General features: G+C 71.9%; 13 protein-coding genes. 11 read left to right on the top strand and 2 right to left on the bottom strand.

What is annotated here, in order from left to right:
- The first annotated feature begins 56 nt into the window (after window positions 1–56).
- Window positions 57–1,556, top strand: coding sequence for an NtaA/DmoA family FMN-dependent monooxygenase (locus IFT77_RS05715; RefSeq protein ID WP_371740945.1), 1,500 nt, complete (start codon window positions 57–59; stop codon window positions 1,554–1,556).
- On the opposite strand, the gene IFT77_RS05710 is transcribed toward IFT77_RS05715, so the two are convergent.
- Complete coding sequence (locus tag IFT77_RS05710; RefSeq protein WP_192042725.1) at window positions 1,553–1,984, bottom strand: hypothetical protein; 432 nt, start codon at window positions 1,982–1,984, stop codon at window positions 1,553–1,555. The two genes, IFT77_RS05715 and IFT77_RS05710, sit on opposite strands and share 4 nt — an antisense overlap.
- 214 nt (window positions 1,985–2,198) lie before the next feature.
- Between IFT77_RS05710 and IFT77_RS05705 the strand changes: the two genes are divergently transcribed.
- A complete protein-coding gene (locus IFT77_RS05705; RefSeq protein ID WP_192169403.1) occupies window positions 2,199–3,464 on the top strand; it encodes an FAD-binding protein in 1,266 nt (421 codons plus the stop codon).
- A complete protein-coding gene (locus IFT77_RS05700) occupies window positions 3,457–4,437 on the top strand; it encodes an aldose 1-epimerase family protein (RefSeq protein ID WP_371740944.1) in 981 nt (326 codons plus the stop codon). Before IFT77_RS05705 ends, IFT77_RS05700 begins: the two co-directional genes overlap by 8 nt.
- 88 nt (window positions 4,438–4,525) lie before the next feature.
- Here the strand turns inward: IFT77_RS05700 and IFT77_RS05695 are convergent, their stop codons facing one another.
- Window positions 4,526–4,843, bottom strand: coding sequence for a hypothetical protein (locus tag IFT77_RS05695; RefSeq protein WP_192169402.1), 318 nt, complete (start codon window positions 4,841–4,843; stop codon window positions 4,526–4,528).
- A gap of 289 nt (window positions 4,844–5,132) precedes the next feature.
- On the opposite strand from IFT77_RS05695, the gene IFT77_RS05690 reads away from it, so the two are divergent.
- The 8 genes from IFT77_RS05690 to araA all read left to right on the top strand — a co-directional run bounded on the left by IFT77_RS05690 (window position 5,133) and on the right by araA (window position 14,935).
- A complete protein-coding gene (locus IFT77_RS05690) occupies window positions 5,133–5,282 on the top strand; it encodes a hypothetical protein (RefSeq protein WP_192169401.1) in 150 nt (49 codons plus the stop codon).
- A 188-nt stretch (window positions 5,283–5,470) separates the two neighbouring features.
- A complete protein-coding gene (chvE, locus tag IFT77_RS05685; protein WP_192042729.1) occupies window positions 5,471–6,601 on the top strand; it encodes a multiple monosaccharide ABC transporter substrate-binding protein in 1,131 nt (376 codons plus the stop codon).
- Between the two features lie 97 nt (window positions 6,602–6,698).
- A complete protein-coding gene (gene mmsA / locus IFT77_RS05680; RefSeq protein WP_192042730.1) occupies window positions 6,699–8,249 on the top strand; it encodes a multiple monosaccharide ABC transporter ATP-binding protein in 1,551 nt (516 codons plus the stop codon).
- Window positions 8,236–9,504 carry a multiple monosaccharide ABC transporter permease gene (gene mmsB / locus IFT77_RS05675; protein ID WP_192042731.1) on the top strand — a complete coding sequence of 423 codons (1,269 nt, stop codon included), beginning with the start codon at window positions 8,236–8,238 and terminating at the stop codon, window positions 9,502–9,504. The genes mmsA and mmsB overlap by 14 nt, the downstream gene beginning before the upstream one ends.
- 236 nt (window positions 9,505–9,740) lie before the next feature.
- Window positions 9,741–10,730: a LacI family DNA-binding transcriptional regulator gene (locus tag IFT77_RS05670; RefSeq protein WP_192042732.1), complete on the top strand. Its 990-nt coding sequence runs from the start codon at window positions 9,741–9,743 to the stop codon at window positions 10,728–10,730.
- Window positions 10,731–10,908: 178 nt separating this feature from the next.
- Window positions 10,909–12,678, top strand: coding sequence for a ribulokinase (gene araB / locus IFT77_RS05665; RefSeq protein ID WP_192042733.1), 1,770 nt, complete (start codon window positions 10,909–10,911; stop codon window positions 12,676–12,678).
- Window positions 12,675–13,385, top strand: a complete 711-nt coding sequence (locus IFT77_RS05660) for an L-ribulose-5-phosphate 4-epimerase (protein ID WP_371740943.1) — start codon at window positions 12,675–12,677, stop codon at window positions 13,383–13,385. Before araB ends, IFT77_RS05660 begins: the two co-directional genes overlap by 4 nt.
- The gene (araA, locus tag IFT77_RS05655; RefSeq protein WP_192042734.1) at window positions 13,382–14,935 is read left to right on the top strand and encodes an L-arabinose isomerase; all 1,554 of its coding nucleotides are present in this window, start codon (window positions 13,382–13,384) and stop codon (window positions 14,933–14,935) included. Before IFT77_RS05660 ends, araA begins: the two co-directional genes overlap by 4 nt.
- Window positions 14,936–14,995: the final 60 nt, after the last annotated feature.

Genomic DNA, 14,995 nt, shown 5'->3' with positions numbered 1-14,995 from the left:
GTCGCGGGGCGTCACGGGCTCGGTCCGCGCCTCCGGCCTGTGGCAGTGTCGACCGGGTGACCGACGAGACCGCCCCGACGCCCGAGACCGCCCCGACGACCGCACCCACCGGGCCCACTGTCCCAGCACCCGACTCCGCAGCCCCGCCCGCAGCGAAGAAGAAGCTGATCCTCAACCTCTTCGAGATGAACTGCGTCGGCCACATCACGCACGGCCTCTGGCGGCTGCCCGGCAACCACCGTCGCGAGTACACCGACATCCGCTACTGGACCGAGCTCGCGCGGCTGGCCGAGCAGGGCGGCTTCGACGCCGTGTTCCTCGCCGACGTGCTCGGCACCTACGACGTCTACCGCGACAGCCCGGCGCCGGCCCTGCTCGAGGGGATCCAGGCGCCCGCGAACGACCCGATGCTCGTCGTCCCGGCGATGGCCGCGGTGACCGAGCACCTCGGCTTCGGCGTCACCGCGTCGACGAGCTACGAGCCTCCCTTCGCCTTCGCGCGCCGCATGTCGACGCTCGACCACCTGACGGGGGGCCGCGTCGGCTGGAACGTCGTCACCTCGTACCTGCCGTCGGCCGCGCGCAACTTCGGGCTCGACGACCAGATCCCGAAGGAGGAGCGCTACGCCCGGGCGGCCGAGTACCTGGACGTGCTCTACAAGCTCTGGGAGGGCTCGTGGGAGGACGACGCCGTCGTCGCCGACCCGACCGCCGACGGCCTCGCGCCCGGCTCGGGCGTGTACACCGACCCGTCGAAGGTCCACCCGATCGACCACGACGGCCGCTTCTACAAGGTCGTCGGGCCGCACCTCAGCGAGCCGTCGCCCCAGCGCACCCCGGTGCTGTTCCTCGCGACCGCGTCGCCGACGGGCGTGGAGCAGGCCGCCCGCAACGCCGAGGTCGTCTTCACCGGCGGGCGTGCGGTGGCCCGCGTGGCCGAGGCCACCCGGGCCGCAGCCGTCGAGGCGGGCCGGGCTGCCGGCGACGTCCGCTTCATCGTCCAGGCCGGGGTCATCACGGCCGCGACCGAGGAGGCGGTGGCCGAGAAGCTGGCCCTCTACCGGTCGTTCGTCAGCGAGCAGGGCGCGCTCGTGCACCGCAGCGTCCCCTTCGACGCGCCGTCGCACGACCCCGCGACGACCGTCCGCGAGGCCCTCGTGGCCGAGGGGCGCCTCGAGCACCCGGGGGCCGCCTCCTTGCCTCTCGACATCACGGTCGGCGAGCTGATCGCGAGCGTGGACGAGGCCTGGGGCGGCGCGTTCTTCGTCGCCGGGACGCCGACGGTCGTCGCCGACGAGATCGAGCGCTGGCTCGACGAGGAGGGGATCGACGGCATCAACCTGCGGCAGTACCACTCGTACGACACGCTGCGCGACTTCGTCGAGCTGGTCGTGCCCGAGCTGCGCCGTCGCGGCCGCGTGCGCGAGGCGTACGTGCCGGGCGAGACGCTGCGCGAGCGGTACACGGGGGGCGGGCCGCGCCTCCCGGCGTCGCACCCGGCGGCGGCGTACCGGCGCTGGGCGGCGCGTCGCCCGGACACCGTGAGTGCTGTCTAGGCGGTGCGGCGGACGCGGTAGCGCGCGGGCACCGAGGGCACGCGCAGCCAGGTGGTGCGACGGACGCCGTCCGACGAGGTCCACTCGACGAAGACGGTGCCGAGCTCGGCGAGGGCGCCGATCTCGATCGGCGTCGCGACGCCCATCGCCGAGCGGCGACGCAGGGCGTCGGATCGGCGGGCGACGCCGCCGGGCAGCTCGACGACGACGTCGCGGGGGGTCTGGCCGCCGACGCGGCGGAGCACGAGGCAGGCGCCGAGCGGCAGGGCCGGGTCGCTGCCGTCGTTCGGGACGTCGAGCCAGGTGAGGAAGAACGAGGGCGCACGGCGCAGCCGGACGACGCGTTCGGGGCGCACCCGGCGGTCGTGGCGGAGCTGCTGCGGAGCGGAGGCGCGGACGGCGTCGGTGCCGTGTGCGGTCGAGTCCATCGTGGTGTTCCCCTGGGTCGTGGTCGGTCGGCGGCGGTCTCCCGGGGCCTGTACCCAGCGAACCGCGTCCTGGCCCGGGGGACAACGGGGGACGCGGCCCCGGTCCGGGGGGTCGGCGGTCCCCAGTGAGGGGGACACGGCACCGGCACCGACTCGGCCCGCGCCGAGTGAGCGCTCACTAGACTGGACGACGCCACCGAGTCGAAGGAGTCTCATGCACAACTGGGCCGAGAACGTCGAGTACTCGACGACCGACCTGCGCACCCCCACCTCGGTCGACGAGCTGCGCGACGTGGTCGCCTCCAGCCGCCGGGTCAAGGCCATCGGCTCGCGGCACTCGTTCAACCGGGTGGCCGACACCGACGGGGTGCTCGTCTCGACCGAGGCGCTCGGGCTGCCGATCGAGCTCGACCAGGCCGCGGGCACGGTCCGCGTCGGGGCCGGCACGACGCACGCCGTCCTCGCCCGCGAGCTGCAGGCCCGGGGCCGAGCCCTGCCGAACCTCGCGTCGCTGCCGCACATCAGCGTGGCCGGCGCCGTCCAGACCGGCACGCACGGCTCCGGGGTGCGCAACCCCGCGCTCTCGGCGAGCGTCGCCGCGGTCGAGATCGTGCGGGCCGACGGCTCGCTCGACGTCGTCCGCCGGGGCGACGACGCGTTCGGCGCCTCCGTCGTGGGTCTCGGCGCCCTCGGGATCGTCACCGCGCTGGTGCTCGACACCGTGCCGACCTTCGACGTCGTGCAGACCGTCCACCACGACCTCCCGTGGGAGGCGGCCCTCGGGAACTTCGACGCACTGATGGCGCACGCCTACAGCGTCAGCCTCTTCACGCGGTGGACCGGCGACGTCGTCGGCCAGGTGTGGGCGAAGGCGCGGGTCGGCGACGCCCCGCTCGTGACGCCGCTCGACCTCGTCGCGCTCGGCGCCCGCCCCGCCTCCGAGGCCGTGCACATGCTGCCCGACACGGCGGCCGACGCCGTCACCCCGCAGCTCGGCGTCCCCGGCCCGTGGCTCGACCGGCTGCCGCACTTCCGCGCCGAGTTCACGCCGAGCGCGGGGGAGGAGATCCAGAGCGAGTACCTCGTCCCCGCCGAGCACGCCCCGGCCGCCGTCGAGGCTCTCCGAGCGATCGGCGAGAGCCTGGCCGACGTGATCTTCGTCAGCGAGATCCGCAGCGTCGCTGCCGACGACGCCTGGCTCAGCCCGAGCGGCGGCCGCGACAGCATCGCGTTCCACTTCACCTGGCGGCGCGACACGGAGGCGGTGCTCGCGGTGCTCCCGAGCGTCGAGGAGGCGCTGGCCCCGTTCGACGCCCGCCCCCACTGGGGCAAGGTGGCCGGCCTCGACCACGGGGTGCTGCGTCGTCGCTACCCTCGACTCGACGACTTCGCGGCCCACGCCGCCGCCGTCGACCCCGAGGGCCGGTTCCGCAACGCGCACCTCGACCACACCGTCTTCGGAGGAGCCGCCCGTGCCTGAGACCACCACCACCACCGCCGTCACCGACCCGTCGACGCCTGCCGCCGTGCCCGTCAGCGGCATCCGAACGGTGCTCGAGCACGGCCCGTACCGGGCCGAGATCGCCGGGGTCGGTGCCACGCTGCGTTCGCTGACGCACGACGGTCGCGACCTCGTCGTCCCGTTCGGCGTCGACGAGGTGCGTCCGCTGTACCGTGGCGCGCTGCTCGCCCCGTGGCCCAACCGGGTCGTCGACGGCTCGTGGGACGACGACGGGGTCGAGCGCCAGCTGCCCCTCAACGAGATCGAGCGGGGCCACGCGCTGCACGGGCTGGTCCAGTGGGCGGACTGGGCGTCCGACCCGGCCGACGAGGCCGACGCGCACCGCACCTCCCTCGTGACCCAGCTCGCGCCGAGCGACGGCTACCCCTACCGCCTCGAGCTCCGGGCCGTGTACGAGCTCGGCGACGCCGGCCTCGTCACCACCGTCACGGCGACGAACGTCGGGCAGGGCACGGCTCCGTACGGCGTCGCGCCGCACCCGTACCTCGTCGCCGGCGAGGGCCGGGTCGACGACTGGTCGTTGCTGCTCCCCGCGGCGAGCTACCTCGAGGTCACCGAGGAGCGCCTCGTCCCCACCGGCGTGCACGGCGTCACCGAGCGCGAGGGCTTCGACTTCCGCGAGGCCCGCCCCGTCGGCGACCTGTTCGTCGACCACGCCTTCACCGAGATCGACGCGGACGCCGAGGGCCGCGCCACGGTCGAGGTCGTCGCCCGCGACGGCCGCGGCGTCGCGATGTCGTGGGCCGTCTCCGAGCTGCCCTGGGTCCAGGTGCACACGGGCGACCGCCCCGAGCCCGAGCTCGACCGCCTCGGCCTCGCCGTCGAGCCGATGACCTGCCCGCCCGACGCCTTCACGAGCGGCGTCGACCTCGTCCGCCTCGCGCCGGGGGAGTCGCACACCGCGTCGTGGACCATCGCCGCGATGGCCTGACCCGGCTCCGCAGGAGGCGCGACGGGGCCTCGCAGGAGGCGCGGCCAGGCCGAGCAGGCCGTGTCGCGCCCGGCTCAGGCCGGGGCGCCTACGCGCCGATCGGCTCCGCCCCGAGCGGGGCGGCCTGCCAGGTGACCGCCGAGACGGCGCCGAACGACGACCGGGCGAGCACGGCGTCGAGGGCGCGCCGGGTGCGGCGGGCGGCGAGCTCGTCGCGCACCACGACGTCGAAGCGCAGCATCTCGGGCAGCTCGGTGAGCAGCACCGTCCCCGCGTCGGCGAGCTGCACGAGGTACTGCCCCTCGTCGACGCGCGCCGTCGTGTGCTCCGCCAGGAGCCGCCGCGACAGCCAGAACAACCCGGCGCTGTCGTGCGCGGTGTGGACGGTGGCCGTGACGGTGATCATGCGCACATCGTGCCCCGCGTTCCGCTCAGGCCCGTGAACGGCGTGTATCCGGCGTGTGAACCCTGGCCCCCGAGCGCGCGACTTGACATCGGTCCCGGCCTGCCTCATAGTTGCCCCGGACCACAGATGTGAGCGCTCACATGAAACGGTCACATCCGCTTCGTCGGGTCGGCACAGCAGCCGCACCGGCGACGCACGGCCCCGACATCGGCGCCGCCCAGCACCACCTGCCACACCCCCCGCACCGTCCCGCGCACCAGCGACACACCACCTGACGAAGAGGTCACCTGTGAACCGCACCGCTCGCACCGCCCCCGCCGCCTCGGCCCCGGGCCGGGCCGCAGCCGACTCCTCGGCCGCTCGCGCCGCCTCCTCGGCACCTGCGCCGGCCGCTCGCGTCGCCGCCGCCTCGGCCCTCCGCGCCTCCGCCCCCGCCTAGGCCCCCCAGCTCCGGTGCACCTCCCCGTGCGCCGGCCGGCTCGACGCGACCCCGGTCGCGACCCGCCGCCCCCGGCCCGGTCCCGCGACGTCCCGCCGCCCGGCCCCGCCGATCCCTGCACCACCCACGCAGCACACCATCCGTCATCGACGACGCCGTCGAGATGACACGGACACGAAGGAATCCCCGTGAACAAGAAGAAGCTCCTCGTCGGCATCGTCGCCGCAGGTCTCGCCGTCTCCCTCGCCGGCTGCGCCGGCGGCGGTCGCGGCGGCGACAGCGGCAGCAGCGGCGACAGCGGCGGAGACAACTCGGGCGCCCTCGTCGGCGTCGCGATGCCCACGAAGGTCTCCGAGCGCTGGATCAAGGACGGCGACGCCGTCAAGAGCGCGCTCGAGGACAAGGGCTACAAGGTCGACCTCGAGTACGCCGACAACAAGATCCCGCAGCAGGTCCAGCAGGTCAGCAACATGATCACCAAGGGCGCGAAGGTCCTCATCGTCGCCTCGATCGACGGCGGCTCGCTCAGCGACCAGCTCGACTCGGCCGCCAAGGCCGGCATCAAGGTCATCTCGTACGACCGCCTCCTGACGGGCAACGAGAACGTCGACTACTACGTGTCGTTCGACAACTACAAGGTGGGCGTCGACCAGGGCACCAGCCTCCTGACGGGCCTCGGCCTCGTCGACGCCGACGGCAAGAAGGTCGACGGCGCCGAGCCCAAGACCATCGAGGTCTTCGCCGGCAGCCCCGACGACAACAACGCGACCTTCTTCTTCAACGGCGCGATGGACACCCTCAAGCCCTACATCGAGGACGGCTCGCTGACCATCGGCTCCGGCCAGGACCAGTTCACGCAGGCCGCCACGCAGCAGTGGGACCCCGCGACCGCCAAGGCCCGCATGCAGAACCTGGTCGCGTCGACCTACTCGGGCGGCACCAAGCTCGACGGCGTGCTCTCGCCCTACGACGGCATCTCGATCGGCATCATCTCGGCGCTCGAGGGTGCCGGCTACTCCGACGACGCTCTTCCGATCGTCACCGGCCAGGACGCCGAGGCCGCCTCAGTCAAGTCGATCATCGCCGGCCAGCAGTACTCGACCATCTACAAGGACACCCGTCAGCTCGCTGACCAGTCCGTCGTGATGGCCGACGACATCCTCAACGGCAAGACGCCCGAGACGAACGACGACAAGACGTACGACAACAAGGTCAAGGTCGTCCCGACGTACCTGTTCCAGCCCGTCACCGTCACCAAGGACAACTACAAAGAGGTCCTGATCGACAGCGGCTACTACACCGAGGACGACCTCAAGTAGGTCTCCCCTCCCCGGGGCGCAGGAGGTGCGGTGCACCCGCTCCGCACCTCCTGCGCCCCACAGCTCCGCCCCACCCCATGCACGAAAGAAGGAACACGTGGCGAACACGATCCTCGAGATGCGCGACATCACGAAGACGTTCCCCGGCGTCAAGGCCCTGCAGGACGTCACGCTGGAGGTCGAGCGCGGCCAGGTCCACGCGATCTGCGGCGAGAACGGCGCCGGCAAGTCGACGCTGATGAAGGTGCTGTCGGGGGTCTACCCGTCGGGCTCGTTCGACGGCCAGATCCTGCTCGACGGCCAGCCCGTCGACTTCAAGAACATCAACGACTCCGAGGCCGCGGGCGTCGTGATCATCCACCAAGAACTGGCGCTCAGCCCGTTCCTGTCGATCGCCGAGAACATCTTCCTCGGCAACGAGCAGTCCAAGGGCGGCTTCATCGACTGGAACAAGACGAACCTCGACGCCGCCGGCCTCCTGGCCCGCGTCGGCCTGCGCGACAACCCCGTCACGAAGGTGACCGACATCGGCGTCGGCAAGCAGCAGCTGGTCGAGATCGCGAAGGCGCTGTCGAAGCGCGTGAAGCTGCTCATCCTCGACGAGCCGACCGCCGCCCTGAACGACGACGACTCCGCCCACCTGCTCGACCTGATCAAGAGCCTGCAGGGGCAGGGCATCACGTCGATCATCATCAGCCACAAGCTGAACGAGATCAAGTCGATCGCCGACAAGGTCACCATCATCCGTGACGGCAAGACGATCGAGACCCTCGACATGCACGCGGGCGAGGTCACCGAGGACCGGATCATCAAGGGCATGGTCGGCCGCGACCTCGAGAGCCGCTACCCGTCGCACGAGTCGACGATCGGCGAGGAGCTGCTCCGCATCGAGGACTGGACCGTCCACCACCCGCTCGACGCGAGCCGCGAGATCATCCACCAGGCGAACCTCACCGTGGCGGCCGGCGAGATCGTCGGCATCGCGGGCCTGATGGGCGCCGGGCGCACCGAGCTCGCGATGAGCGTCTTCGGCAAGAGCTACGGCACGGGCATCTCGGGCACCGTCTACAAGCGGGGCCAGAAGATCGACACGAGCACGGTGAGCAAGGCCATCGACGCCGGCATCGCCTACGCGACCGAGGACCGCAAGAAGTACGGCCTCAACCTGATCGACGACATCACGCGCAACGTCTCGGGCTCGGCCCTCCGCAAGCTGGCGAAGGCCGGCTTCGTGAACAGCTCGGAAGAGAGCACGGTCGCCGAGGGCTACCGCAAGAGCATGAACATCAAGGCGCCGAACGTGGCCGCCCTGACGGGCAAGCTCTCCGGCGGCAACCAGCAGAAGGTCGTGCTGTCGAAGTGGATGTACACCGACCCCGACGTGCTGATCCTCGACGAGCCCACCCGCGGCATCGACGTCGGCGCCAAGTACGAGATCTACACGATCATCAACCAGCTCGCGGACGCCGGCAAGGGCGTGATCGTCATCTCGAGCGAGCTGCCCGAGCTGCTCGGCATCTGCGACCGCATCTACACCCTCTCGGAGGGGCGCATCACGGCCGACGTGCCCGTCGCCGAGGCGACCCCCGAGTTCCTCCTGAAGTACATGACCCTCGAACGAGAGAGCCCCGTCAATGAGCGCGCCTAGCCCCACCCAGGCCACCGACCCGAAGCCCACGGGCGGGTCGCCCACCTCCCGTCAGCCGCAGAGCGGCTCCGGCGGCAACCCCCTCGTCGGGGCGGTCTCGTACCTCGGAGGCCAGCTGCGCCAGATCGGCCTCTTCATCGCGCTGATCGTCATCGTGCTGTTCTTCCAGATCACGACGAACGGCATCACGCTGGCGCCGATCAACGTGTCGAACCTGGTGGTGCAGAACAGCTACATCCTGATCCTCGCCATCGGCATGGTGATGGTCATCATCGCCGGCCACATCGACCTCTCGGTCGGCTCCATCGTCGCCTTCACGGGTGCCATGGCCGGCGTCATGATCACGCAGTGGGGCCTGCCCTGGCCCGTCGCGGTCGTCCTCTGCCTCGTGCTCGGCGGCCTGGTCGGCGCCTGGCAGGGCTTCTGGATCGCCTACTTCGGCATCCCGGCCTTCATCGTCACCCTGGCGGGCATGCTCGCCTTCCGCGGCGCGGCGCAGATCGCCCTGCAGACGCAGCAGATCTCGCCGTTCCCCCAGGGCTTCCGCGACATCGGCTCCGGGTTCCTCCCGACGTTCGGGTCGACCGGCTACGAGCCGCTGACGCTCGTGCTCGGCGCGATCGCCGCCGTGGCCCTGATCGGCACCGGCCTCCGTGGCCGTGCCACGCGTCGCAAGTACCAGCTCGAGGACGAGCCGTTCCTGTGGTTCGTCACGAAGATGGTCTTCACCGTCGGCCTCGTCATGTACATCGGGTTCCTCCTCGCCAGCTACTCGGGCACCCCGATCGTCCTCGTCGTCCTCGCCGTGCTCGTGGTCGTGTACTCGACGGTCATGAAGAACTCGGTCTTCGGCCGCCACGTCTACGCCATCGGCGGCAACCTGCACGCCGCCGAGCTGTCGGGCATCAAGACGAAGCGCGTCACGTTCCTGCTGTTCGTCAACATGGGCGTCATCTCCGCCCTCGCCGGCCTGGTCTTCACCGGCCAGCTGAACCTCGCCAGCGGCAGCGCCGGCAACGGGTTCGAGCTCGACGCCATCGCAGCCGTCTTCATCGGCGGCGCGGCGGTCACGGGCGGCATCGGCACGGTCACCGGCGCCATCGTCGGAGGCCTGATCATCGGCATCCTGAACAACGGCATGTCGATCCTCGGCGTCGGCAGCGAGTACCAGTCCCTCATCAAGGGGCTCGTGCTCCTCGCCGCGGTCGCGTTCGACGTCTTCAACAAGCGTCGCGCCGGCTCGAGCACCAAGTAGCAGCAGCGAACGAACGAGCGAGCACCAGCTCAGCTCGGCGAGACTCGTCGACCGGTCGGTCGGTCGACGGATCAGGAGGCGCGGCCCAGGGGGGACCGCGCCTCCGTCGTACCTGGGCAGAGCCGACGCCCGCACCTGAGTCCTCGACGGCGCCGGCCTGGCCCGGCCCGGGCGGCTGGCACCGGGGCCGGCCCACCGCCCCGGGGCACAAACCGAACGACCTTTAGGATCAGACAGTGGCAACCCTCTTCGACGTCGCGGCCGAGGCCGGCGTCTCGCACCAGACGGTGTCGCGCGTCGTCAACGGCGACCCCACCGTGCGCCCGGCGACGAAGGCGAAGGTCGACGCGGCCGTCGAGAAGCTGAGCTACCGGCCGAGCCTGACGGCGCGGGCCCTCGCCAGCCGCAAGACCCGCTCGATCGGCCTGATCAGCACCGGGTTCCCGTTCTACGGCCCGTCGAGCACGATGCACGGGTTCAACGGCGCCGCTCGCCGCGCCGGCTACCAGGTGTCGATGGCCACCCTCGACGGCGACGACGCCCGGGCCGTCCAGCAGGCCGTCGACGCGTTCGTCGGCCAGGCGGTGGCCGCCATCGTGCTGATCGCGCCGGACGCCGAGGCTCTCGACGTGCTGCGCTCCTCCCGGGTGGCGGTGCCCCTGGTCACCGCCGACAGCGTCGCCGAGGACGGCCACCACGCCGTGTCGATCGACCAGGCCGCCGGCGCCGAGCTCGCCGTCGAGCACCTCTCCTCGCTCGGCCACCGTTCCGTCGCCCACGTGGCGGGGCCGGAGGCCTGGATGGACGGGCGCGACCGCGAGCGCGGCTGGCGGGACGCGTGCGAGCGGCTCGGCCTCGACGCGGGGCCGTTGCTGCGGGGCGACTGGACGCCCGCCTCCGGGCACAGGCTGGGCCTCGAGCTCGCCGAGCGCGGTGACGTCACCGCGGTGTTCTGCGCCAACGACCAGATGGCACTGGGCGCCGTGCACGCGTTCTGCGACGCCGGCCTCGAGGTGCCGCGCGACGTGAGCATCGTCGGCTTCGACGACGTGCCGGAGGCGGCCCACTTCCTTCCTCCGCTCACGACCGTCCGGCAGGACTTCGAGGCGCTCGGCCGCCGCATCATGGACACGGTCGAGGCCGTGCTCGCGGGCGACGACGAGACCGTCGACGCCGTGCTGCCCGAGCTGGTCGTCCGGCGCTCGACGGCGTCGCCCCGGCGCTGAGCCCGCGCTGAGCCGTCCCTGGGCCGGCGTCGAGCTCGCCTCCGCGGCTCCTCTCCGGGGCCACCTCCGCGTTGCACGCACCACCCGCGGCGTGTGAGAATGTGAGCGCTCACTTTCGCGTGGGCCCCCCACCAGACCCGCCCCTCCGGGGCTCGCACCACCAGGACAAGGACGTTCCATGGCAGACACCACCGCCGCGCCCGACGCACACGTCGTCGGCGTCGACTTCGGCACGCTGAGCGGACGGGCGGTCGTCGTCCGCGTGTCCGACGGGGCCGAGCTCGGCACCGCCACCCACGAGTACTCGCACGCCGTGGTCGACCGCACCCTGCCCGTCGGCGGGGCGCGACTGCCTGCCGACTGGGCGCTGCAGGTGCCGAGCGACTACGTCGACGTGCTCAAGCAGGCCGTGCCCCGAGCCCTGGCCGAGTCCGGCATCGACCCGGCCTCCGTCATCGGCATCGGCACCGACTTCACCGCCTGCACGATGGTCCCCACGACGGCCGACGGCACGCCCCTCAACGAGCTCGAGCAGTTCGCCGACCGGCCGCACGCCTACGTCAAGCTGTGGCGTCACCACGCCGCCCAGGGCCAGGCCGACCGCATCAACGAGCTCGCCCGCGAGCGCGGCGAGTCGTGGCTGCCGCGCTACGGCGGGCTCATCTCGAGCGAGTGGGAGTTCGCCAAGGGGCTCCAGCTGCTCGAGGAGGACCCGGAGATCTACGCCGCGACCGAGCACTGGGTCGAGGCGGCCGACTGGATCATCTGGCAGCTCAGCGGCCGCTACGTCCGCAACGCCTGCACGGCCGGCTACAAGGGCATCCTGCAGGACGGCGAGTACCCGAGCCGCGAGTTCCTCGCCGCGCTCAACCCCGACTTCGCCGACTTCGCCGAGACGAAGGTCGTGCACGAGATCGGCGCCCTCGGCGACGCCGCCGGCACGCTGACCGCGGAGGCGGCCGGCTGGACCGGCCTGCCCGAGGGCATCGCCGTCGCCGTCGGCAACGTCGACGCCCACGTCACGGCCCCCGCCGCCAAGGCCACGCAGCCCGGCCAGATGGTCGCGATCATGGGCACGAGCACCTGCCACGTCATGAACGGCGCCGAGCTGGCCGAGGTCCCCGGCATGTGCGGCGTCGTCGACGGCGGCATCACCGAGGGCTTCTACGGCTACGAGGCCGGTCAGTCCGGCGTCGGCGACATCTTCGCCTGGTACGTCCGCAACCAGGTGCCGCAGTCGTCGGTCGACGCGGCGGAGGCGGCCGGCACCAGCGTGCACCAGTACCTGACCGACCTCGCCTACGAGCAGCCCGTCGGCGCCCACGGCCTCGTCGCGCTCGACTGGCACAGCGGCAACCGCTCGGTGCTCGTCGACCACGAGCTGAGCGGCGTGATCGTCGGCCAGACGCTCGGCACCGCCCCCGAGGACGGCTACCGGGCGCTGCTCGAGGCCACGGCCTTCGGCACGCGACGCATCGTCGAGGCCTTCAACGACTCCGGCGTCCCCGTCACCGAGTTCATCGCCGCCGGCGGCCTGCTCAAGAACCGCCACCTCATGCAGACCTACAGCGACGTGCTCCGCATGCCGATCTCCACGATCCGCAGCGAGCAGGGCCCCGCGCTCGGCTCCGCGATCCACGCCGCCGTCGCCGCAGGTGCCTACCCGGACACCCGCGTGGCCAGCGACGCGATGGGCAGCCTGGACCGCGCCTCCTACACGCCCGACCCCGCCGCCGCCGACGCGTACGACGCGCTCTACGCCGAGTACCTGCTGCTGCACGACTGGTTCGGACGCGGCGGCAACGACGTGATGCACCGCCTCAGGGCGATCAGCAGGGAGGCGCGGGGCGGCTCGCGCGCACCGGTCGCCGAGCCCGAGGCGCCCGCCGCCTCCGGCGGCTCGGCCGCCGCCGACACCGTCGGCACCGCCGCGGAGGTGACCGCGTGAGCTTCATCGACCGCGCCACCGAGACCGCCATCGACGAGACGCGTCGCGCCGTCTGCGACCTGCACGCCGAGCTGACCCGGTACGGCCTCGTGGTCTGGACGGGCGGCAACGTCTCGCAGCGCGTGCCCGGCACGAACCTGTTCGTGATCAAGCCGAGCGGCGTCGACTACGACGAGCTGACGCCCGAGAACCAGATCCTCTGCCACCTCGACGGCACCGTCGTCGAGGGCAGCCCCGGCAGCGAGCGCAGCCCGTCGAGCGACACCGCGGCGCACGCCTACGTCTACCGCCACATGCCGAAGGTCGGGGGAGTCGTGCACACGCACTCCACCTACGCCACGGCCTGGGCCGCCCGCGGCGAGTCGATCCCGTGCGTGATCACCGCGATGGCCGACGAGTTCGGCGGCGAGATCCCGATCGGCCCCTTCGCGATCATCGGCGACGAGTCGATCGGCGAGGGCGTCGTCGGCACGCTGGACGGCCACCGCAGCCGCGCCGTCCTGATGCAGAACCACGGCGTCTTCACGATCGGGAAGGACGCCCGCGACGCCGTCAAGGCCGCCGTCATGACCGAGGACGTCGCCCGCACGATCCACCTCAGCCGCCAGCTCGGCGAGCCGATCCCCATCCCGGCCGAGAGCATCGACGCTCTTTTCGACCGCTACCAGAACGTCTACGGCCAGAAGCCCTCAGGAGCACTCGCATGAGCATCGACACCACCAGCACCACCCCCTCCCACGTCGTCGACCCCGAGGCCTTCCTCGCCTCGAAGCAGGTCTGGTTCCTCACCGGCAGCCAGGGCCTCTACGGCGAGGAGACGCTCCGCCAGGTCGCCGAGCAGTCGAAGGCCATCGCCGACGAGCTCGCCGAAGCCTCGGGCGTGCCCGTCGAGCTGGTCTGGAAGCCCGTCCTCACCGACGCCGAGACGATCAAGCGCACCATGCTCGAGGCGAACCTCGACGACTCCGTGATCGGCGTCACCGCCTGGATGCACACGTTCAGCCCCGCCAAGATGTGGATCGGCGGCATCGACGCCCTCCGCAAGCCCCTGCTGCACCTGCACACGCAGGCGAACGTCGAGCTGCCCTGGGCCGAGATCGACTTCGACTTCATGAACCTGAACCAGGCCGCGCACGGCGACCGCGAGTTCGGCTACGTCCAGACCCGCCTCGGCGCCCCGCGCAAGACCGTCGTCGGCCACGTCAGCGACCCTCGCGTGCAGCAGCAGGTCGGCACCTGGATGCGTGCCGCTGCCGGCGCCGCCGCCATGCGCTCGCTGAAGCTCGCCCGCTTCGGCGACAACATGCGCTTCGTCGCCGTCACCGAGGGCGACAAGACCGAGGCCGAGCTCGCCTTCGGCGTGCAGGTCAACACCTGGGGCGTCAACGAGCTGGCGGAGGCGGTGGCCGCGGCCCCCGAGTCCGCGGTCGACGACCTCGTCGCCCTGTACGAGCGCGAGTACGACGTCGTCCCCGAGCTGCGTGCCGGGGGCGAGCGCCACCAGTCGCTGCGCGACGGCGCCGCGATCGAGATCGGGCTGCGCTCGTTCCTCGAGGCGGGCGGCTTCGGCGCCTTCACGACCAACTTCGAGGACCTGGGGGCGCTGAAGCAGCTCCCCGGCCTCGCCGTGCAGCGCCTGATGGCCGAGGGCTACGGCTTCGGCGCCGAGGGCGACTGGAAGACCTCGGTGCTGGTGCGCGCCGCTGCCGTGATGGGCGCCGGCCTGCCGGGGGGCGCCTCCTTGATGGAGGACTACACCTACCACCTCGTGCCCGGCGCCGAGAAGATCCTCGGCGCGCACATGCTCGAGGTGAGCCCGTCGCTGAGCTCGGCCCGCGCCTCCCTCGAGGTGCACGAGCTCGGCATCGGCGGCAAGGACGACCCGGTCCGACTCGTCTTCACGGCCGACCCCGGCGAGGCCGTCGTCGTCGCGATGAGCGACGTGCGCGACCGCTTCCGCCTCACGGTCAACGTCGTCGACGTGGTCGCGCCCGACGCCGACCTGCCGAACCTGCCCGTCGGCCGTGCCGTCTGGGAGCCCCGCCCGTCGTTCGCCGTCTCGGCCGAGGCCTGGCTCACGGCCGGCGCCGCCCACCACACCGTGATGTCGACGTCCGTCGGACTCGAGGCCTTCGAGGACCTGGCGCGCATCCTCGAGACCGAGCTGCTGATCATCGACGAGCACACCACCATGCGCGAGTTCACGCGCGAGGTGCGTTGGAACGCCGCGTACCACCGTCTGGCACGCGGCCTGTAGCAGCCGGGAGAGCCAGCCGAGGAGGCGGTCCGTGCGGTCCCGAGGGACGGCGCGGGCCGC

This window comes from Frigoribacterium sp. CFBP 13729, from assembly GCF_014841875.1.
Classification (GTDB): domain Bacteria; phylum Actinomycetota; class Actinomycetes; order Actinomycetales; family Microbacteriaceae; genus Frigoribacterium.
Note: the sequence above shows the minus strand (reverse complement) of the source record. Positions and strands in the feature narration are given on the sequence as shown.

Bases quoted from the DNA above. Each gene is read 5' to 3' on its own strand.
- IFT77_RS05710 (WP_192042725.1), bottom strand. From the start codon at position 1,984: ATGGACTCGACCGCACACGGCACCGACGCCGTCCGCGCCTCCGCTCCG.
- IFT77_RS05705 (WP_192169403.1), top strand. From the start codon at position 2,199: ATGCACAACTGGGCCGAGAACGTCGAGTACTCGACGACCGACCTGCGC.
- IFT77_RS05695 (WP_192169402.1), bottom strand. From the start codon at position 4,843: ATGATCACCGTCACGGCCACCGTCCACACCGCGCACGACAGCGCCGGG.
- mmsB (WP_192042731.1), top strand. From the start codon at position 8,236: ATGAGCGCGCCTAGCCCCACCCAGGCCACCGACCCGAAGCCCACGGGC.
- araB (WP_192042733.1), top strand. From the start codon at position 10,909: ATGGCAGACACCACCGCCGCGCCCGACGCACACGTCGTCGGCGTCGAC.
- araA (WP_192042734.1), top strand. From the start codon at position 13,382: ATGAGCATCGACACCACCAGCACCACCCCCTCCCACGTCGTCGACCCC.